This window comes from Salmonella sp. 32100201201700099SM, assembly GCF_017572645.1.
GTDB lineage: Bacteria > Pseudomonadota > Gammaproteobacteria > Enterobacterales > Enterobacteriaceae > Salmonella > Salmonella enterica.
The window spans coordinates 245,188-265,743 of the sequence record NZ_JAGERQ010000007.1 but is presented as its reverse complement, the minus strand read 5'-3'; the positions used below and the strand labels follow the sequence as shown (position 1 = coordinate 265,743).

The 20,556-nt window shown below is 52.2% G+C and carries 19 protein-coding genes; 15 read left to right on the top strand and 4 right to left on the bottom strand.

The window, feature by feature from the left end; genetic code table 11:
• Window positions 1-83: 83 nt before the first annotated feature.
• On the top strand, window positions 84-1,277 hold the full coding sequence (gene nepI, locus J4685_RS13800; protein WP_001004792.1) for a purine ribonucleoside efflux pump NepI: 1,194 nt from the start codon (window positions 84-86) through the stop codon (window positions 1,275-1,277).
• Window positions 1,278-1,336: 59 nt separating this feature from the next.
• Here the strand turns inward: nepI and J4685_RS13795 are convergent, their stop codons facing one another.
• A complete protein-coding gene (locus J4685_RS13795; protein ID WP_001270474.1) occupies window positions 1,337-2,710 on the bottom strand; it encodes a glycoside hydrolase family 1 protein in 1,374 nt (457 codons plus the stop codon).
• 105 nt (window positions 2,711-2,815) lie between these two features.
• Window positions 2,816-3,109, bottom strand: a complete 294-nt coding sequence (locus tag J4685_RS13790; RefSeq protein WP_000824212.1) for a YicS family protein — start codon at window positions 3,107-3,109, stop codon at window positions 2,816-2,818.
• Between the two features lie 196 nt (window positions 3,110-3,305).
• Here J4685_RS13790 and dagR point away from each other — a divergent pair, with 196 nt between their 5' ends.
• The 8 genes from dagR to J4685_RS13750 all read left to right on the top strand — a co-directional run bounded on the left by dagR (window position 3,306) and on the right by J4685_RS13750 (window position 12,016).
• A complete protein-coding gene (dagR, locus tag J4685_RS13785) occupies window positions 3,306-6,104 on the top strand; it encodes a transcriptional regulator DagR (protein ID WP_001252672.1) in 2,799 nt (932 codons plus the stop codon).
• A gap of 218 nt (window positions 6,105-6,322) precedes the next feature.
• A complete protein-coding gene (locus J4685_RS13780) occupies window positions 6,323-6,748 on the top strand; it encodes a PTS sugar transporter subunit IIA (RefSeq protein ID WP_000214106.1) in 426 nt (141 codons plus the stop codon).
• Between the two features lie 10 nt (window positions 6,749-6,758).
• Window positions 6,759-7,244, top strand: a complete 486-nt coding sequence (locus J4685_RS13775; RefSeq protein ID WP_001284295.1) for a PTS system mannose/fructose/N-acetylgalactosamine-transporter subunit IIB — start codon at window positions 6,759-6,761, stop codon at window positions 7,242-7,244.
• Between the two features lie 145 nt (window positions 7,245-7,389).
• Window positions 7,390-8,139 (top strand): PTS mannose/fructose/sorbose/N-acetylgalactosamine transporter subunit IIC, encoded by a 750-nt coding sequence (locus tag J4685_RS13770; RefSeq protein WP_000380259.1) that lies wholly within the window; start codon window positions 7,390-7,392, stop codon window positions 8,137-8,139.
• Window positions 8,136-8,996, top strand: coding sequence for a PTS system mannose/fructose/sorbose family transporter subunit IID (locus J4685_RS13765; protein WP_001526325.1), 861 nt, complete (start codon window positions 8,136-8,138; stop codon window positions 8,994-8,996). The genes J4685_RS13770 and J4685_RS13765 overlap by 4 nt, the downstream gene beginning before the upstream one ends.
• A 3-nt stretch (window positions 8,997-8,999) precedes the next feature.
• Entirely contained in the window at window positions 9,000-10,109 is a 1,110-nt protein-coding gene (gene dgaE, locus J4685_RS13760; RefSeq protein ID WP_000188453.1) for a D-glucosaminate-6-phosphate ammonia lyase, read from the top strand.
• Window positions 10,096-10,839: a 2-dehydro-3-deoxy-phosphogluconate aldolase gene (dagF, locus tag J4685_RS13755; RefSeq protein ID WP_001186145.1), complete on the top strand. Its 744-nt coding sequence runs from the start codon at window positions 10,096-10,098 to the stop codon at window positions 10,837-10,839. The genes dgaE and dagF overlap by 14 nt, the downstream gene beginning before the upstream one ends.
• Before the next feature lie 235 nt (window positions 10,840-11,074).
• Window positions 11,075-12,016 (top strand): Rpn family recombination-promoting nuclease/putative transposase, encoded by a 942-nt coding sequence (locus J4685_RS13750; RefSeq protein ID WP_000749535.1) that lies wholly within the window; start codon window positions 11,075-11,077, stop codon window positions 12,014-12,016.
• A 42-nt stretch (window positions 12,017-12,058) separates the two neighbouring features.
• Here the strand turns inward: J4685_RS13750 and J4685_RS13745 are convergent, their stop codons facing one another.
• A complete protein-coding gene (locus J4685_RS13745) occupies window positions 12,059-12,961 on the bottom strand; it encodes an EamA family transporter (RefSeq protein ID WP_000535970.1) in 903 nt (300 codons plus the stop codon).
• Window positions 12,962-13,466: 505 nt separating this feature from the next.
• Between J4685_RS13745 and J4685_RS13740 the strand changes: the two genes are divergently transcribed.
• The 5 genes from J4685_RS13740 (at window position 13,467) to cigR (ending at window position 17,902) form a co-directional block, all read left to right on the top strand.
• A complete protein-coding gene (locus tag J4685_RS13740) occupies window positions 13,467-14,162 on the top strand; it encodes an MgtC family protein (protein ID WP_000392696.1) in 696 nt (231 codons plus the stop codon).
• 219 nt (window positions 14,163-14,381) lie between these two features.
• The gene (gene mgtA, locus J4685_RS13735; RefSeq protein WP_000131279.1) at window positions 14,382-17,108 is read left to right on the top strand and encodes a magnesium-translocating P-type ATPase; all 2,727 of its coding nucleotides are present in this window, start codon (window positions 14,382-14,384) and stop codon (window positions 17,106-17,108) included.
• Between the two features lie 21 nt (window positions 17,109-17,129).
• A complete protein-coding gene (mgtR, locus tag J4685_RS13730) occupies window positions 17,130-17,222 on the top strand; it encodes a protein MgtR (protein ID WP_001082117.1) in 93 nt (30 codons plus the stop codon).
• A 12-nt stretch (window positions 17,223-17,234) separates the two neighbouring features.
• The gene (mgtU, locus tag J4685_RS22660) at window positions 17,235-17,321 is read left to right on the top strand and encodes a magnesium transporter protection protein MgtU (protein WP_252515021.1); all 87 of its coding nucleotides are present in this window, start codon (window positions 17,235-17,237) and stop codon (window positions 17,319-17,321) included.
• 101 nt (window positions 17,322-17,422) lie between these two features.
• Complete coding sequence (gene cigR, locus J4685_RS13725; protein ID WP_001065324.1) at window positions 17,423-17,902, top strand: anti-virulence regulatory inner membrane protein CigR; 480 nt, start codon at window positions 17,423-17,425, stop codon at window positions 17,900-17,902.
• 322 nt (window positions 17,903-18,224) lie between these two features.
• Here cigR and J4685_RS13720 read toward each other — a convergent pair whose 3' ends face one another.
• Window positions 18,225-18,905: an isochorismatase family protein gene (locus J4685_RS13720; RefSeq protein WP_000106457.1), complete on the bottom strand. Its 681-nt coding sequence runs from the start codon at window positions 18,903-18,905 to the stop codon at window positions 18,225-18,227.
• A gap of 784 nt (window positions 18,906-19,689) precedes the next feature.
• On the opposite strand from J4685_RS13720, the gene J4685_RS13710 reads away from it, so the two are divergent.
• Complete coding sequence (locus J4685_RS13710; protein WP_011233203.1) at window positions 19,690-20,547, top strand: transcriptional regulator; 858 nt, start codon at window positions 19,690-19,692, stop codon at window positions 20,545-20,547.
• Window positions 20,548-20,556 lie beyond the last annotated feature (9 nt).

The following is a 20,556-nucleotide window of genomic DNA, read 5'->3' as shown; positions in this document are numbered from 1 at the left end:
AGTTGCTAAAACGTTAATCAGATCACATTTTGTAATGTTACACTGCGTGGATTTTCCGCACTAAAACGACGCAGGTAACCACAATGAATGAAAATATCGCAGAAAAATTCCGCGCTGATGGGGTTGCCAGGCCTAACTGGTCAGCCGTTTTTGCCGTGGCGTTTTGTGTCGCCTGCCTGATTACCGTTGAGTTTTTGCCCGTTAGTCTGTTGACGCCGATGGCGCAGGATCTGGGGATCTCCGAGGGCGTCGCTGGTCAGTCGGTCACCGTTACGGCGTTTGTCGCGATGTTTTCCAGCCTGTTCATTACCCAGATTATTCAGGCGACCGACAGGCGTTATATCGTTATTCTGTTCGCCGTTTTGCTGACGGCTTCTTGTCTGATGGTCTCCTTTGCCAACAGCTTTACGCTGCTATTGCTGGGCCGCGCCTGTCTTGGGTTGGCGCTGGGCGGATTCTGGGCGATATCGGCGTCGCTGACCATGCGACTGGTTCCCGCGCGTACCGTGCCGAAAGCGCTGTCGGTGATTTTTGGCGCGGTCTCCATCGCGTTAGTGATCGCCGCGCCGCTGGGCAGCTTTTTGGGCGGTATTATTGGCTGGCGTAATGTCTTTAACGCCGCTGCGGTGATGGGCGTACTGTGCGTCATCTGGGTGGTGAAATCACTGCCGTCGCTGCCGGGCGAACCTTCTCACCAGAAACAGAATATGTTTAGCCTGTTGCAACGCCCTGGCGTGATGGCCGGGATGATCGCCATCTTTATGTCTTTTGCCGGGCAGTTCGCTTTCTTTACCTATATTCGCCCGGTCTATATGAATCTGGCGGGCTTTGACGTTGATGGTCTGACGCTGGTGTTGCTAAGTTTTGGTATTGCCAGCTTCGTTGGCACTTCTTTCTCCTCCTACGTACTGAAACGTTCGGTAAAACTGGCGCTGGCCGGTGCGCCGCTGCTACTGGCGCTGAGCGCGCTGACGCTCATTGTGTGGGGAAGCGACAAAACCGTGGCGGCGGCAATAGCGATTATCTGGGGGCTGGCGTTTGCGCTGGTGCCGGTGGGATGGTCAACGTGGATCACTCGTTCCCTTGCCGATCAGGCGGAAAAAGCCGGTTCCATCCAGGTCGCGGTGATTCAACTGGCAAATACCTGTGGCGCGGCAGTGGGCGGTTATGCGCTCGACAATTTCGGGCTGCTTTCGCCGCTGGCGCTTTCCGGCGGTCTGATGCTGTTGACGGCGTTAGTCGTGGCGGCGAAAGTCCGTATTACGCCAATGAGTTGATATTGCTGACATTTGTAGGCCGGATACGACGTTAGTCGTTATCCGGCAATAATAAATGCTTAATCAAAACCGTTATGCTCTGCGGTGGCGGCAAACCATTCTCCGCTTTTTTTCACCGTGCGCGTTTGGGTGGCTAAATCCAGTTGTACAAAACCATAGCGATTTTTATAGCCGTTCAGCCATGACCAGTTATCGATAAAGGTCCACATGTGGTAGCCAAGACAGTGACAGCCCTCGCTAATGCCTTTATGCAGCCATTTAAGATGCTCAGAGATAAAGTCAATCCGGTAATCATCGTGAATCTGTCCCGCTTGCACAAAACGTTGCTCGTTCTCAACGCCCATCCCGTTTTCGGAGATAAAACAGCGCGGATTGCCGTAATTATCCCGCAGGTTGGTGATGATGTCGTAAATTCCTGGCGCGTAAATTTCCCAGCCGCGGTAAGGGTTCATCTTGCGCCCCGGCATGTCGTAATAGTCAAATAACCACTCCGGCATAAACGGCGCTTGCGGATTCACCGCCGTATCACGGCATTTCACGCGGCGCGGCTGATAATAGTTAATCCCCAGTAAATCGATTTTGCCGTCGGCAATAAGCTGACGGTCGCCTGGCTGACAGGCAGGCAGCTGGTCATAGGTTTTCAGCAGCGCCACCAGATCCGCCGGGTATTCTCCCTTTAATACCGGGTCAAGAAAACTGCGGTTGAATAACAGATCCGCATGGTGCGCGGCTTGCACATCGGCGGGATGCTGTGAGCGTGGGTAGGACGGCGTCAGATTCAGTACTATGCCGATTTCACCGTCGTAGCGCCCGGCGCGCACGGCGGTCGAGTGCGCCAGCACGGTATGGTACGCCACGGTGGCCGCACGTTTAAAATCCACCACATTGGGATAGTGGAAGTCGTACAAATAGCCGCCTTCCACCGGCACAATCGGCTCGTTAAAGGTAAACCAGTGCTTCACGCGGTCGCCAAACAAGGTAAAACACGTTTGCGCGTACCGACCAAACGCCTCTACGACGTCGCGATTTTCCCAGCCGCCTTTCTCCTGCATGACCATCGGCATATCAAAATGGAGCAGCGTAATAAACGGCGTGATGCCCTGCGCCAGTAGCTCGTCGATGACGTGATTGTAGAAGCTCACCGCTTGTGGATTCACCTCGCCTACGCCGTCTGGAATGAGCCGCGCCCAGCTTAGCGAGGTGCGAAAACTGTTATGTTTTAACTGTTTCAGTAGCGCGATGTCTTGCTTCCAGTGGCGATAGAACGTTGAGGTTTCCGCTGGACCGACGCCCTGGTGAAAACGATCAGGCTGGCGCTCGAACCACACATCCCACGTGGTCTGGCTTTTACCGCCATTCAGACTATCCCCTTCGGTTTGCAACGCTGAGCAGGCGCTGCCCCACCAGAAGTTATCGGGAAAACGGTATCGCATTGTCGTACTCCTTGATCGCGTAAATTCGCTCCAGAATTCGCGGTTTTAGCGAACAGAAACCGGTTACAGTCCGCATTTTCGCGACCAAAAAGCGGAAAAGCTGTGCTACATCTCCGGGCATTCCACCTTGCCGAGAGCCTGCCAGTAGTTATGCTGATTGTTGCGCTCTATCGCGATCATCGCCTCCCGAATATGCTGCTGGTTCCCCTCGCTTGCCATGATTTTTTTCTCCCAGGCTTCATCGGTTAGCGCGCCTTTGGGCGTACACATTTTGCGCAAATCCTTTAAAATCGTATTTTTTTCATGCGCCGACTGGAGTGAGCTAAACGGAGAGTCGGCATACGTGACACCCGGTAGCGCGACAAGCGCGGCAATAAGCAGAAGCGTTTTTCGTTTCATAAACGGTATCCTTATCGGTTTGCACTTTTTCAAGAGTAAGTGTAGACCGTGCGACGTTCACTCATCGGGGCGTGCTATCCGTTGGCGTTGAAGTCAGGCAAAAGTGGGAAGGCGGTTTCTCGCTGCGCCTTCACTTTCTTGCGTGGCAGAATAGTGTATGTTCTGACTACTCTTTTATTTCGTAAGCGGTAGTGTAATGAGACGTATTGAGATCGTACTGGGAGAGCTGGAACGGCTGACGCGCGGGCTGTGCCTTGCCGATTTGGCGCAGGAGACGGCGTTTACGGCGGAGGCGATAGGTTTCAATCTTGGGCTGGCGCGTAACTCCGTCAGCAAAGATCTCAATCAGTTATGGAATGACGGCCTGGCAATCAAAAGCCGTGGCCGCCCGGTCTATTTTCTGCATCGCCAGGCGCTGGAAACGTTGCTGGGACGACAGCTGGAAGAGTCTGAACGCGAAGTGCGGTCGGTGGCGGATGTGCTGCCGCATGAAGAGCATTACGCGCCCGACGATCCGTTTACCAGCCTGATTGGTTACGATCGCAGCCTGCGCGATGCGGTAGAAAAAGGCCGTGCGGCGGTGCTCTATCCGCACGGTTTACACGTTCTGCTTACCGGGCCGTCCGGCGTCGGTAAAACCTTTTTTGCGGAACTGATGCACCGTTTCGCCTGTGAACAGGCGAGCGGCGCTATCCCGCCGCTGGTCTACTTTAACTGCGCGGAATACGCCCATAACCCGGAACTGCTCTCCTCGCATCTGTTTGGTCATCGGCAGGGGGCGTTTACCGGCGCGAATGAACATAAAACAGGCCTCGTGGAGCAGGCGGACGGTGGTTATCTGCTGTTGGACGAGGTGCACCGTCTGTCTTATGAAGGGCAGGAAAAGCTGTTCTCTATTCTGGATAAAGGCGAGTACCGTCCGCTCGGCGTGAGCAGCCAGCCGCGATCAATTTCGGTACGCCTGATTTGCGCCACTACCGAACCGGTCGGGTCGGCGCTGTTACGTACTTTCCAGCGGCGTATTCAGGTATGCATTGATTTGCCGGGTATTCGCCAGCGCTCCGTTGAAGAACAGATCGAACTGATCGTGGGGTTCTTACAGCGGGAAAGCCGCAAAATAGAACGCACGGTCAGCATTGATAAACCGTTGTTGCTCTGGTTGCTGAATAAACCCCTGGAAGGCAATATCGGCCAGCTAAAAAGCGATATTCAGTTTCTCTGCGCTCAGGCGTGGGCATCGGGAATGACCGAGCATAACGACACGCTACAACTGGATAAGCGGCTGGCGGAGATGTCGGTTAACCCGACGCCGGAACAGCGTCTATTGGTGGATACTCTGTTTGACGGTAAAGCGCGGCTAAATATAGACGCGCGCACGCTGCCCGCATTGAAGACGTCGCTGGCGACCGGGGCGGAAATTGAAGAGAGCGACCTCTTTTACAGCTTCCTGACGCGCGAATATGTTAATTTGCGCAACAGTAACGTCCCCCCGGCGGAGACGCTGGCGATCCTGAAAAATAAACTCAGCTCGATTTTTGAATACGGTCTCTACAGCCGCGACAGCGTGGCGCATCCGCCGCGCTATGGCGACCAGATTGAAGAGCGCGTGACGCTGCTGATTGGCTGCGTAGAGCAGGTGTTGGGATTTTCGCTGCCGGAAAATCTGGTTAACCCACTGCGTAAACACTTCCTGGCGCTGATAGGCTACGTGCAGCGCGGCCTGATCCCGCAGCTTTACTCTTCCAGTTTGATCCTGGATCGCTGCAAAGACGAATATGACAACGCCACGCTGCTGTGTCGGAAAATCAACGAACTGCTGCATATTCAGTGTCCGGCGACGGAAGTGGTCTGGCTATGCCTGTTCCTGAAAGAGTGCCGCCATTATCGTCAGCGCATCGATGCCAGCCCCGACTGCGGGGTTATTTTGATCGCTCACGGCGCGACTACCGCCACCAGTCAGGCGCAATATGTCAACCGCGTGCTGGAGCGCGAGCTGTTCAGCGCCATCGACATGCCGTTTGAACAGTCGGTGCATGACACGCTGGAAACGCTGACCCAAATGATTCAAACCCGACAATATCGGCGGCTTATCCTGTTGGTGGACATCGGTTCATTAATCCATTTCGGCAGTACGATCAGTAAGTTATTCCAGATAGATGTTTTGCTCATGCCGAACATCACGCTGACCAGTCTGCTGGAAGTCGGGCTGGATTTAAGCTATGAAACCAGCGATTTACCACAGTTGACGGCGCTCCTGCAGAGTAAAAATATCCCCTGCCAGCTTTGTACGCCGCAGCAGGAGAACGGTGGCAAAGTGCTGGTCATCTCCTGTATTACCGGCATGGGAACGGCGGAAAAAATCAAAAAGGTGCTGGAGGAGAGCTTTGGCGAACTGATGTCGCAGGACACCAGGATGGTGATCCTTGATTATAACGAGGTACGAAGTCTGGAGCGCGTTCAGCAGGCATTGAATGCCAGCGAGCGGCTGGCGGGGATTGTCGGCACTTTCCAGCCGGGGCTGCCGGATATTCCGTTTATTTCGCTGGAAGAGCTTTTCTCCGAACAAGGGCCGGAACTGGTGTTGAGCCTGTTAACGCCCGATCTGTCCAATGCTGAACGCCGTCTGGAGATGGAGCGCAGCGCCATGCGCTTTATCAGCGCGCTAACGATGGAGAGCATCATCAACCATATTTCCGTGCTTAACCCGCAGCGTATTCTGAAAGAGATGGAGGGCGTTTTTAACCATCTGACGTCTTCGCTTTCCCTGAAACCAAGCCGCCAGGTGACACTGCGCTTCCTGATCCACTGCTGCTGTATGGTAGAGCGTATTGTGATTAACCGTAAACCGTTACAGATGGCGCTGGAAAGTCAGCCGAATCTGGACGCGCGCGCGTTTAGTGTCATCAAATCCGCTTTTCTGCCGATCGAAGACGCCTACGCCATCCGTTTATCGGATGCGGAATATTTTTATATCTACGAACTGCTCTATAGCTAATCCTTTTACTGGCGGGGCTTCGCGCCTCGCCAGACCTTTCTTCTTCCTCGCGTGACACAAATTCTGGCACAACCTTTGCTCTTCTGATGATGCGTTAGGCCGGATAGCGGCGTAAACGCCTTATCCGGCCTAACGGGAGTGTTCTGTAGGCCCGGTAAGCGCAGTGCCACCGGGCAATATATGCCGGTGTTCTCATGTAATTGCGCCAGGAGGCCATTTTGACTACCACACAACCGTTGCCCCACATCCTGCTGCTGACGCATGGCGGCTGGGGACAACCGCTTTGCAACAGCCTGCGTATGGTCACGGGCGAAATTAAAGGCGTGACGGAAATCGCGCTAATGCCTGTCGATACGCTGGGCGAGTTTTATCAACGCGTCGAGGCCGTGGTGAAAACGCTGCCGGAAGGCTCGCTGATCCTGACGGATTTTGTTGGCGGCACGACGTCCAACGTCGCGGCGCGGCTAAGCGCCGATTATCCGGTGGCGGTGATCGCCGGACTGAATGCGTCGCTACTGCTGGAGGCGCTGGACAGGCGCGAACAAGGGATGCTAACCGCCTGCGTGGACGAGTTAGTTGAGGCCGGGCGCAGTAGCTGCCTGGATGTGGTCGCCCATGTACGTCAGCTACAACAATCACTCTAAGGAAAACATCATGGCCAATATCGTTTTATGCCGCATCGACAGCCGTCTCATTCATGGACAGGTTGTCACGAAGTGGGTCGGACAATCTCAGGCGAACCGGATAGCCGTTGTGAGTGATGAACTGGACGCCGATCCGTTTATGAAAAATATCTACCTGATGGCGGCGCCGCCAAATATCAAAGTGGATTGCTTCGGCAACCAGAGTTTTGCCGCTGCATGGAAAGAAAATCAGCTTGGCGACGGTAACGTGCTGGTGCTTTTTCCGTCACTGGCGGCGGTGCAGGACGCCATACAACTGGGCTTTGACGTCACCCGCATTCAGGTTGGCGGTCTCGGCGGCGGGCCAAACCGCAAGGCGGTTTTTCAGAATATTACGCTGGATGAAAAAGACGTCGGCATTCTTAACGACCTGAAAAACCGTGGCGTTCAGGTATTTTTCCAGACCATTCCGGAAGATAAGCCGCAGCCGCTCGACGATATCCTGAAAAAATTCTAACCCTTTAATAGACACAAAATCATTCTGGATGCATCAAGGCGGCAACTGAGTGAATCCCCTGGAGCTTACTAAAGTAAGTGACTGGGGTGAGCGAAGGCAGCCAACAAAGAGGCAGCCTGAAGGATGAAGTGTATAGGATAACACTATGGATACCTTACTCTTTGCAAGCCTGATGGGGTTGTATTACTGGTTTGCCCGTTTACGCCTCGGCTACACCTTCTCCGCGATGCTGTTACAACCGGTGGTGATCGCGGTATTTGTCGGGCTTTTGCTTGGCAATATGCAGACCGCGATGATCATCGGCGCAGGGATGCAGCTCGTTTATTTGGGCGTGACCTCAACGCCGGGCGGCAACGTGCCGTCGGACCCGGCGCTGGCGGCCTGTATCTCCATTCCTATCGCGGTGAAGGCCGGTATGGACCCAAACCTGGCGATCGCGCTGGCAATCCCGTTTGGCGTGATTGGCGTGTTTCTCGATCAGCTGAGGCGCACGCTGAACGCCGCCTGGGTGCATATGGCGGATAAACACGCGGAAACGGCAAACATGGCGGGCATCATGCGTTGCGCCTTTCTTTACCCGGCATTGCTGGGGCTGGTGCTGCGCTTCCCTGTGGTCTTTGCCGCTAACTACTTTGGCCAGGATGTGGTGGAAAGTTTCCTTAAACTGATGCCGCACTGGTTAACCCACTCCTTTGAAATCATGGGCGGCATTCTGCCGGCGCTGGGCTTTGCCATCACCATTATGGTGATCGGTAAAAAGAGCCTGTTGCCGTGGTTTATCGGCGGGTTCTTCGCGGTGTTGTACCTCAAGGTCGACATCATGGCGATGGCCATCTTCGGCACCTGTGTCGCCTTCCTAATTAAAGGCCTGGCGAAAAATGAAGGAGCAGCATGATGAGCAGTGACGTAATGCAACATGAACTGGTTGAGCGCGCGCGGGAAAGCGGGGCGCTGACCAAAGCAGACATCACCAAAGCCTGGTTTATCTACTGGCTGGGCGCCGAGGTTTCCAGCTCTTATGAGCGCTTACAAAGCCTGATTTTCTGCGCCTCGATGACGCCGATCATCAAAAAACTCTACCCGCAAAAAGAGGAGCAGGTAGAAGCGCTAAAACGCCACCTTAACTTCTTTAACTCCGAGCAGACCTTCGGCGCGGTGATTCAGGGCATCTCTATTGCCATGGAAGAACAAAAAACGCGCGGCGAGCCGATTAACGACTCGTCTATCACCGGCATTAAAACTGGCCTGATGGGGCCGCTTGCCGGGATGGGCGACTCGATTATCTGGGCGGCGGTGATGCCGCTGTTGATAGCGATCTTTATTCCGTTCGCGGCAAATGGCAGCGCGATGGGCGGTATTATCCCGCTGATTCTCTATCCGGCGATCACCCTGGCGATCAGCTACGGCATGGTCCACAAGGGATATACGTTGGGGCGTGATTCGATTATCGGCCTGCTGCAAGGGGGGCGAATCAAAGAACTGATCTACGGGGCCAACGTGCTGGGTTTGATCATGATGGGCGCGCTTTCCGCTAGTTACGTCAAAATCACCACGCCGTTAAAAATTAGCGCTTTGAAAGGATCTGAAGTGGTGGTTCAGCAGATCCTCGACTCTATCGCGCCGGGCTTACTGCCACTGGCGGCGGTATTCGCCATCTACTTCTATCTGGTAAAAAAAGGGCCGCGCTACACCACCATTTTGCTGTCGATTGTCGCACTGAGCATAGTCTGTTCGTTGTTGGGAGTGCTGTAAATCATGACGCCGAATATCTATCAACAACTGGGGTTGAAAAAGGTCATTAACGCCTGCGGCAAAATGACCATTCTGGGCGTCTCAGGCGTCGCGCCGGAGGTCATGCAGGCCACCGCGCGCGCGGCTTCCGCTTTCGTCGAGATTGATGCGCTGGTGGAAAAAACCGGCGAACTGGTATCGCGCTATACGGGTGCTGAAGATAGCTATATCACCTCGTGCGCCTCGGCGGGTATTGCCATTGCCGTCGCGGCCGCTATCACCCACGGCGATCGGGCGCGCGTCGCCCTGATGCCGGACAGTACCGGTATGGCCAATGAGGTAGTGATGCTGCGCGGGCATAATGTGGACTACGGCGCGCCAGTCACCAGCGCCATTCGTCTTGGCGGTGGGCGCATAGTGGAAGTGGGGTCGAGCAATCTGGCGGCCCGCTGGCAACTGGAAAGCGCCATTAACGAAAAGACCGCCGCGCTACTGTATGTGAAATCACACCATTGCGTACAGAAAGGCATGTTGAGCATTGACGATTTTGTACAGGTGGCGCAGGCCAACCACCTGCCGTTGATTGTCGATGCCGCGGCGGAAGAGGATTTGCGCGGCTGGGTGGCGAGCGGCGCGGATATGGTTATCTATAGCGGCGCGAAAGCCTTTAATGCGCCAACCTCCGGCTTTATTACTGGCAAGAAAACGTGGATTGCCGCCTGCAAAGCGCAGCACCAGGGGATTGCCAGAGCAATGAAAATCGGCAAGGAAAACATGGTTGGGCTGGTGTATGCGCTGGAGAATTACCACCAGGGCCAGACGACCGTGACCGCAGCACAGTTACAGCCGGTCTCGGAAGCGATTTCTGCCATCCATGGGCTTTATGCCGATATCGAACAGGATGAGGCCGGGCGTGCAATCTGGCGTATTCGTGTGCGGGTGAACGCATCAGAATTGGGGCTGAACGCGCAGGACGTCGAAGCGCAGTTGCGCGGCGGCGAGATAGCGATTTACGCCCGCAAATATCAGCTTCATCAGGGGGTTTTTAGCCTCGATCCACGCACGGTAGCTGAAGGGGAAATGGCATTGATTGTGGCGCGACTCAGGGAGATTGCAGAACATGCAGCAGATTAATTTTTATCGTCAGCGGGTAGCGATTAACGTGCTGGCAAAGGATATCGCCAACGCGAAGGCTATCTATGAAGCCGCCGAAGGCCATGCGGTCATTGGTGTACTTTCCGCGCAGTTCGCTACGGTAGAAGAGGGCGTGCCGGAGGTGAAACGCTGGATGGCGGAGGTGCCGTCTATCTCGGTGGGGCTGGGCGCAGGCGACCCGGCGCAGTACTACAAAGCGGCGATGATTGCCGCCCATACTCACCCGGCCCATGTCAACCAGACCTTTACCGGCAGCGGCTTCGCAGCGGGCGCACTGGCGGCGACAGGCGGTGAGCAAACACATATTAACGCCCTGGTCAGCCCGACGGGAACGCCTGGCGAGGTGGTGATTTCTACCGGCGTCAGCAGCAGCCAGGGAACGCCAGCCCGCGTTTCCTGTGAAGCGGCGGTACGCATGATGCAGGATATGGGCGCACATGCGGCGAAGTTTTTCCCGATGGGCGGCGAAAAGTCGTTACCGGAACTCTATGCGCTGGCGACAACCGCCGCCCGCCACGGCATGACGCTCATCGAGCCGACCGGCGGTATCTCACTGGATAATTTCGGTATTATCCTGCAAACCTGCCTGGAGGCAGGCGTGCCGCGCGTCATGCCGCATGTTTACAGCTCGATTATCGATCCGCAAACCGGCAATACGCGCCCCGAAGACATCATTCAGTTGATGGAGATAGTCAAAGCGCTGGTGTGAGATTTATCGCCGAAGAGCGCTACGTTTACCTGGCCTACAGATGACGTGTATTTGTAGGCCCGGTTAGCGTTACGCTACCGGGCGATAATGCGTAGCAGGCTGAGCAAAAATGTACGTATTGCAGCCGTCAGTGATTCCCTTTCGAGCCTCCTCGCAGGGTTAAATTTTCCTGAATGCTGTCTGTATTTTTGGCGAGTACAGTGGCGTCATCTTATTCCTCAGGTGACGGATCGCCATGAAAAAAAGCCCCACGTCCACGCCTCATGATGCGGTATTCAAAACGTTTTTACGCCATCCGGATACCGCGCGGGATTTTCTCAATATTCATCTTCCCCATTCGCTAAGAATACGTTGCGATCTGACGACGTTGAAACTGGCGCCGGACAGTTTTATCGAGAAAAATTTACGCGCGTTTTATTCCGACGTCCTTTGGTCGCTAAAAACGTGTGAAGGTGACGGTTATATCTATGTCGTTATCGAGCATCAGAGTACGCCGGACGCGCATATGGCGTTCCGGTTAATGCGTTACGCGACTGCCGCGATGCAGCGCCATCTGGATGCTGGCCATAAAACGTTACCGCTGGTGATTCCCATGCTGTTTTACCATGGCGCGAAAAGCCCGTATCCCTTTTCGCTTTGCTGGCTGGATGAGTTTGACGATCCTGCACTGGCGCGTCAGCTTTATGCGACGGCATTTCCACTGGTAGACATTACGGTGGTGCCGGATAACGAGATTATGCAGCATCGACGTATCGCGATGCTGGAACTGGTACAAAAGCATATACGTCAGCGCGACCTGATGGGATTGGTCGAGCGTTTAGCGGTACTTCTGATTACGGGAAACGCTAATGACAGTCAGCTAAAAGCGCTGTTTAATTATTTGCTAATACAGCATGGCAGCACGCCTCGTTTTGGCAAGTTTATCCGCGAGGTGGCGCGTTGTGTTCCCCAACACAAGGAGAGATTAATGACGATCGTAGACAGAATACGTGAATCGGGGCGCAGAAAAGGTAAGCGTGAAGGCGTGCAACAAGGCATACAGCAAGGTATACATCAAGGTAAGCAGGAGGAAGCCTTGCGTATTGCGCATACGATGCTGGAACAGGGGATCGAGCGAGAGATGGTGCTGATGATTACCGGGCTTTCTGACGAAGAGATTAAGGCAAAGCGCCATTAAACTTTTCCCTCTTCCGCCCGGTCATCGTGATTATCAACGGCGTTAAGCGGCCCGCGCGCGTCGACGGGAATCGAGGGAGATCAGAATCACTGACGAGAGAATGAGCAGCGTGCCCAGCCAGTCCGGCAAGGTAAAACTAATCCCCAACAGCAGCAGCGACAGCAGGGCGCTGCTTAACGGTTCCGCGCAGCTTAAAATGCTGGCTTTGGGGCCACCAATCAGCTGCGCGCCTTTCAAATACAGGCTGAACGTCAGCGACGTACCGATCACCACCAGGTAGAAAAAGGCCAGAATCAGGCTGCCGCTCACCGCAAAGTGCGTTCCTTCTTTAGCGTAGAAGGGCAGCAGAATAAGGCCGCCAAAGGACATACTCCAGCCGACCACTGGCAGCGTGCCGTATTGGGCGATTAGCCTGGAAGGCCAGGTCGTATAAAAGGCGGCGGCAAATGCGGAGGCGATACCCCAGAACAGCGCGCCTGAAGAGATCGACAGCGATGTTGGATTGCCGTGAGTCACCAGTAAAAAGGTGCCGATAAGCGATGTAAGAATGGCGGTTAAGACCAGAATGCCTGGTCGTGTTCTTCGCGCTAATGCAAACCACGCGACAATAATGGTCGGCGATAAAAATTGCAGCACTGTCGCGGTGGCGGCATTGGATTTTTCAATCGTGAGCAGGAAGGTTAGCTGAACGGTGAGCGCGCCCACCACGGAGAAAATCAGCAGACTCAGTGCATCTTTGCGGTTTTTAAGAATCGAAAATATCTTATCGCCGTGCATAAAGGAGAAGGTCACCAGTATCAGCCCGGCGAATAACAAACGTATCATCGTCAGGAACTGTGACGACATACGGCTTTGCTCCATGATGTACTGCGCGCAAACGCCTGAACTCCCCCACAATACGGCGGCAATCAGGACGTTTAGCATCCCTTTTCTGGTGGAACCCATTTTTTCCTCGTCATGTTGTTTTATTTTTTTACGTGCAGGCATCATAACAGAGCTATCGCCGGCATTAAGCAGGAATTTATTGTTTAATGATTTCAGACGAGCCTGTTATTGACATAATATTGTCATTTTTTTGTCACGGGAAATAACAAACAAACTTAAACAAATCGTCACTATCCCCGCCTTTGCACTTTACAGAACATATTGACTGACTATAATAAGCGCAAATTCATGCAGGAGTAATATGTTGGACAGTCACTTTTACGTAAATCATCTGGCAAGTTAACGCACGCTATTCCTGCGCTGCTTGCCGAACCGGTGGGCAGCAATCTCCCCTTGTGACGATTGTCATCCCAATAATGTTACAACACGCGCATTGTCGCGAGGTAATCGTCATGTTCATGTTTAAACACGCTTTATTTCCTCCGCCGTTAACACGACGCTAATTGCCTCAGGGCAGAAATTTGTCGTGTGCTAAATATAGCACGTACTTATTCTTCCAGAAAAAATGGAGGAACGTATGTTAATGTTTCCTTATATTTTAAATTTACTGGCCGCTATGCTGTTGGGCGCGCTGATTGGCGCGGAAAGACAATGGCGTCAACGTATGGCGGGATTACGCACTAATGCGCTGGTGGCGACAGGCGCCGCCGTTTTTATTCTGAGCTCCATGACGACATCGCCAGACAGCCCCGGGAGAATTGCGGCGCAGATTGTCTCTGGTATTGGCTTTCTGGGGGCGGGCGTCATCATGCGCGAAGGGATGAATGTGCGCGGACTGAACACTGCGGCAACGCTATGGTGTTCGGCGGGCATCGGCGTGTTATGCGGCTTAGGGCAGTTCAAAAATGCGCTGGCGGCGACGATCATTATTCTTTGTGCCAATATTTTATTGCGTGAAGCGGCGCAGCGTATAAATCAACTCCCGGTATCCGCCGAGGCAGAAAAACGTTATATCCTGAAAGTAACCTGTAATAAAGAAGATGAGAGCGCGGTTCGTCAGTGGTTACTGAATATCGTAAAAGAGGCCGCGATCTGTTTACAAGGGTTAGGTTCGGTCCCCGCTCAGGAACAGGGCTATAAAGAAATTCGTGCCGAGCTCGTGGGTCATGCTGATTATCGTAAAACGCGAGAACTGATTATATCCAGAATAGGTGATAACGATAATATCACCGCAATTCACTGGTGCATTGATAGTCAATAATAGTTTTTTATTCAATTGCAACATTACGCCAGGCGTATAAGGAGGGAATGATGGATATTCCCGAGTCGATAAAATAAAACCCACTCAAAATAGTGAGTAAGCAATAACCTTTTTTATGCATAGATAATTCTCCCGGGGCATTCACCTTCAAATCGTGAGTTTACTATTCCCTGGGCGTGATATGCAGGAAACACTACACCTTAATTTTGGGGATTCATCATGACTGACATGAACATTGAAAACCGGAAACTCAATCGCCCGGCGTCAGAAAATGATAAGCAGCATAAAAAAGTATTTCCGATCGAAGCGGAAGCTTTTCATAGCCCGGAGGAGACACTGGCGCGGCTGAACAGCCATCGTCAGGGCCTCACGATAGAAGAGGCCGGCGAACGGTTGAAAGTGTATGGGCGCAATGAAGTGGCGCATGAGCAAGTTCCTCCGGTGCTGGTTCAGCTTCTGCAGGCATTCAATAACCCGTTTATTTACGTTCTGATGGCACTGGCAGGGGTCAGTTTCATCACGGATTACTGGCTCCCGTTACGCCGTGGCGAAGAGACCGATCTCACCGGCGTGCTGATTATTCTGACGATGGTCAGTTTGAGCGGGTTATTGCGTTTCTGGCAGGAGTTTCGCACTAACAGAGCAGCACAGGCGCTGAAAAAGATGGTGCGCACCACCGCCACGGTGTTGCGTCGTGGGCCGGGCAATATAGGCGCGGTGCAGGAAGAGATTCCCATTGAAGAACTGGTGCCGGGCGATGTGGTTTTTCTGGCCGCAGGCGATCTGGTGCCCGCCGACGTCCGTCTGCTGGCGTCGCGCGATCTCTTTATCAGCCAGTCAATTCTTAGTGGTGAATCATTACCCGTAGAAAAATACGATGTTATGGCTGATGTGGCAGGTAAAGACAGCGAGCAATTGCCTGACAAAGATAAGAGCCTGTTAGATTTGGGCAATATCTGTCTGATGGGAACCAATGTAACCAGCGGCAGAGCGCAAGCGGTCGTGGTCGCGACGGGAAGCCGTACCTGGTTCGGCTCGCTGGCGAAATCCATTGTGGGTACGCGTACCCAGACGGCTTTCGATCGCGGAGTCAACAGCGTGAGCTGGCTGTTGATACGCTTTATGCTGATCATGGTGCCGGTTGTCCTGCTGATCAATGGTTTCAGTAAGGGAGACTGGGTAGAGGCTTCGCTGTTCGCGCTGGCGGTTGCGGTTGGGTTGACGCCGGAAATGTTGCCCATGATAGTCAGTTCCAACCTGGCAAAAGGCGCGATTGCGATGTCGCGGCGCAAAGTGATCGTCAAGCGCCTGAACGCTATTCAAAACTTCGGCGCGATGGATGTGCTGTGTACAGATAAAACCGGCACCTTAACCCAGGACAATATTTTTCTGGAGCATCATCTGGATGTGAGCGGTGTAAAAAGCAGCCGGGTATTGATGCTGGCCTGGCTGAATAGTAGCAGCCAGAGCGGCGCCCGGAATGTGATGGATCGCGCCATACTGCGTTTTGGCGAGGGGCGAATCGCACCATCGACAAAAGCGCGCTTCATTAAACGCGATGAACTGCCATTCGACTTTGTACGTCGCCGGGTATCGGTCCTGGTGGAGGATGCGCAGCATGGAGACAGATGTCTGATCTGTAAAGGCGCCGTTGAAGAGATGATGATGGTAGCCACCCATCTTCGCGAAGGCGATCGTGTGGTGGCGCTGACGGAAACACGCCGCGAGCTGCTGCTGGCGAAAACCGAAGATTACAATGCTCAGGGATTCCGTGTATTGCTGATAGCGACACGTAAGCTGGATGGTTCCGGGAACAATCCGACATTAAGTGTGGAGGATGAGACCGAACTTACCATCGAAGGGATGCTCACTTTTCTCGATCCGCCGAAAGAGAGCGCCGGAAAAGCTATTGCCGCGTTGCGGGATAACGGCGTGGCGATCAAAGTCCTCACCGGCGATAATCCGGTCGTGACGGCGCGTATCTGTCTGGAAGTGGGTATTGATACGCACGATATCCTGACCGGAACCCAGGTTGAGGCGATGTCGGATGCCGAACTGGCGTCTGAAGTGGAGAAACGCGCAGTATTCGCCCGGCTGACGCCGTTACAAAAAACGCGTATTTTGCAAGCGCTACAGAAAAATGGTCATACCGTTGGTTTTCTTGGAGATGGGATCAACGACGCGCCCGCGCTTCGTGATGCGGATGTGGGAATTTCCGTCGATAGCGCCGCCGATATTGCTAAAGAGTCATCAGATATTATTCTGCTGGAAAAAGATCTCATGGTGCTTGAGGAAGGCGTTATCAAAGGGCGGGAAACCTTTGGCAATATCATTAAATATCTGAATATGACCGCCAGCTCTAATTTCGGCAATGTTTTTTCGGTACTGGTAGCCAGCGCGTTTATTCCGTTTCTGCCGATGCTGGCGATTCATCTGTTGATCCAGAATTTGATGTACGATATTTCGCAGTTGTCGTTGCCGTGGGACAAAATGGATAAAGAGTTCCTGCGTAAGCCGCGGAAATGGGACGCGAAAAATATTGGTCGTTTTATGCTATGGATTGGCCCAACGTCTTCTATTTTCGATATCACAACCTTTGCGCTGATGTGGTACGTTTTTGCGGCTAATAACGTAGAGGCGCAGGCGCTCTTTCAGTCCGGCTGGTTTATTGAGGGGCTGCTCTCGCAGACACTGGTCGTGCATATGCTAAGGACGCAGAAAATACCGTTTATCCAAAGTCGGGCGACGTTGCCGGTATTATTGACGACCGGCTTGATTATGGCGATAGGCATTTATATTCCATTCTCACCTCTGGGCGCGATGGTTGGACTGGAGCCGCTGCCGCTGAGCTACTTCCCGTGGTTGGTGGCGACATTATTGAGCTACTGTCTGGTGGCGCAAGGCATGAAACGCTTTTATATCAAACGCTTTGGCCAGTGGTTTTAATAATGTTTGAGGATCGCCCAGATGAATCGCTCACCCGATAAAATCATCGCGCTGATATTTTTACTGATTAGCCTGTTGGTGTTGTGTTTAGCCCTCTGGCAAATCGTTTTCTAACGAGGTGACGCCATGCAAAAAAGAGGGTTGGACAAAATTTTTTATCAGGTTGTCCTGATAGCAATCATCCTGATTTTACTGACTATCTGGATACGATAAGCTGCCGTTGGCGAGCCCCGCTTAAAATAAGAATCGATGTAGTTGTTCTTTTTATGGCGGGGCGCTATTTTCATGGTATCCCACATCAGAAGGGCAATATCATGAATAATCGTCGTGGTTTAACCGCCGTCCTGGCGACGTTGATTACGTTTTCCCTGAGCGCTACGCCTGTGCTGGCGAATCCGGGAAATGGCAATGGCGGCGGACATGGTAATAACGCGGCTAATCAGGGTAATAACGGTAACGGACATAAAGGAAATGCCGGGCAAAAAACGGAACACCGTAAAAATGGCGGTAAACCGGATCACGTCGAGTCGGACATTAGCTACGCTGTCGCCAGGCAACTGGCAGTGAATTTAGGGCTGACGGGTTATCAGTCTTTACCTCCGGGGATTGCGAAAAATCTGGCGAGAGGAAAACCGCTGCCGCCGGGAATCGCTAAAAAAACGGTGCCGGCGTCTATGCTGGGACAATTACCTTATTATCCGGGCTATGAGTGGAAAATCGTTGGGGATAATCTGGTGCTGATCGCGCTCAGTACCGCGGTGGTCACGGCGATTATTAATGGCGTATTTGATTAAGAGCCTATCCCACCAGGCGTTATTGGCGCAGCCAGTTTGGACACGGACAGCGCGCAAAAACCGGAGCGTACACGTAGTACGTGAGGTTTGACTCGCTACGCTCGCCCTTCGGGCCGCCGCAAGCGGCGTTCAAAACGCTAACGCGTTTTGGCGAGCACTGCCCAGGTCCAAAATGGCAAGTAAAATAGCCCCAATGGGATAGGCTCTAAGCGTGTTGTAGTCCGATGACATGGCGCTCATCTACTGGTTGTAGGCTGAATAAACAGGCGATAGATAAAATAGCCCCATTAAATGGGGCTATTTAGCCGCTTCAGGGCGTTATTTATGCGCGTTGAGAATCCAGCAGTTCATTATTTTTTACTACTTCCTGCGCTTTGGTATAACTTTCAATCAGTAGCTGATAGGCCGGGAATATTTTGGTATATACATCCGCCCATTCTGCGGCATCTTCCCGATTCCAGGTACGTTGCAGCTCAGAGGCTACCGCCGCGGTATCCATTGGTACTACGCCCGCCTGCACCACGCGGGCCATCGTAATTTCCTGCGCCATTTTACTGTACGTGCCGGAGGCATCAATTACCGCAAATACCTTGTACCCTTCCGCGACGGCGCTGATGGCTGGAAAAGCCATGCAGACACTGGTAATAGTACCGGCGATGATCAGCGTTTTACGGCCTGTCGCTTTTACCGCTTGTACAAAATCGGCATTATCCCAGGCATTAATTTCCCCTTTACGCGCGACATATTGCGCGTGGGGTGCATTCGCATGGATTTCCGGAATCAGCGGACCATTTGGTCCCTGTGGTACGGATGCGGTAGTAATGACCGGCATATTGCATAAGGTAGCGATCTTAGCCAGCGCCGCGGCGCACGCGCGTAATTCCGGCATCGGCATGTCGCCGACGGTCTGAAACAGGCCACTTTGGTGGTCAATCAGCAGCATTACTGCGTCGTTAGCATCAATGGCAGGGCGTTGACCGTTAAAATTCGCGGGTGTAGACATAATTCATTCCTTGTTGTTGCCTTTCACTGATAATCACTATCAGTGTTAAAGTCATTAATCGCCGGGGCGATTTCCGTTTTTAAGCTGATGACAGTAATCCGTTGCCGATCCTGGATTACCTTATTGAGTTCTTTCTGAAGGAATATTCATCGGCATCACCTTCAGTCGATTTACTTTCACGCGAATCTGTTATCACAACAATATTCATATTATGAATAAATGTTTCTATTTTACATGTCAGAGAGGATTATTGATTGAAAAAACAAATTATGTCCCTACAAATTGTTTCTGATGGATAGTTTTAAAATTATTTAGTATAAGTTTGAAATATATCAATTAAGAGTTAACTTATTTATATTTAAATAACATAAAGCACAGCTTAAATATTAAGTGGGAAGCGTGCTTTTATTAAGTATGGCTACTGTAACTCTTAATAAATTGGAAACTATCCCTACATAACGAGTGCTGCTTTTTTGGATATTACAAGTCATTATAGAGAACACGTTCAATAAAACCCTCTCTTTCATATGATATAGATTGTCAGGATATATTTTCTCATGATTTATCTATGCGATATTAAAGTGTAGCGGCACAGTAAATTTGGCCACCTGATTAAAGGTGATATTCTCACCTCAATACAAAACAGGAGACTTAACGAACAAGAAAACCAAACGTACTTTCACTCCTGAGTCTGCTATAATGAGAAAAGCGGTGTCTACGCTTACCTGTTAATGTCTTATGCCTCTCGCTCTTCTATATGATCGGTATGTGCAGGGGACAATCCATGTCCTGCTACGCAGCCACAGCATCAGACTATACTCAGTGGTGTCTATTAACCCTCTCCAACTACGTTATGTTTTGGCATGGTAACAATGCGATGTTATGGATAATTAACGATAATATTGAATTTAATCCAGAAATGAATCGCCTGGCGTCATTATCGAGGCCAGATCTCAACATTATTCTGACAACGCCCGCCAGCCGCTGCTTGCGCCTTCTGCTGGAAAACGCCCCCTCCGTCGTCTCACAACAAACATTCTTTCAAAAAGTGTGGGAAGAAGACGGCATGGTGGTGTCGGCAAATACGCTTTATCAGAATATCTCCATTATTCGCCGCGGATTACGTACCGTTGGCGAAAATGAAGATACGCTGATAATCACGGTTCCGCGTAGAGGCTTTCAGATTGAGCCTGGCGTGAGCCTCATGACCATCCGCAAAGACTTCGCTCAGACAATAGAAAAAAAGGGTGAGACGCCACCGCGTATGTCAGGGCGTTGGTTTAAACATTATGTACCTGTACTTTGGATGACCGGGACATTTGCTGTCGGTATTTTGCTTGGCACCATAAGCTGGCAAACCGTTCCTGATAAGGATTTTTACGATCGCTACACGCTGGTTGAAACAACTCAGGGCTGTCATTTTTTCTCGCGGAATGAAGATATCGAAAGCGGTAGCCGCTTTGCAAGCTATAAGTCAATGATTCTAAAAACCGGTATGGATTGTCAGAAATACCCATGGGTCTATTTCCCTTCCAGCAGTCGCACCCCAGCGGTTACGGCATTGATTTGTCAGCAACCTTATAAAACGCGCGGTGATACAGGCTGCGTGACACTTTTTTTCCGCGGGGTGAAACATGGGTAAAAAGGCACT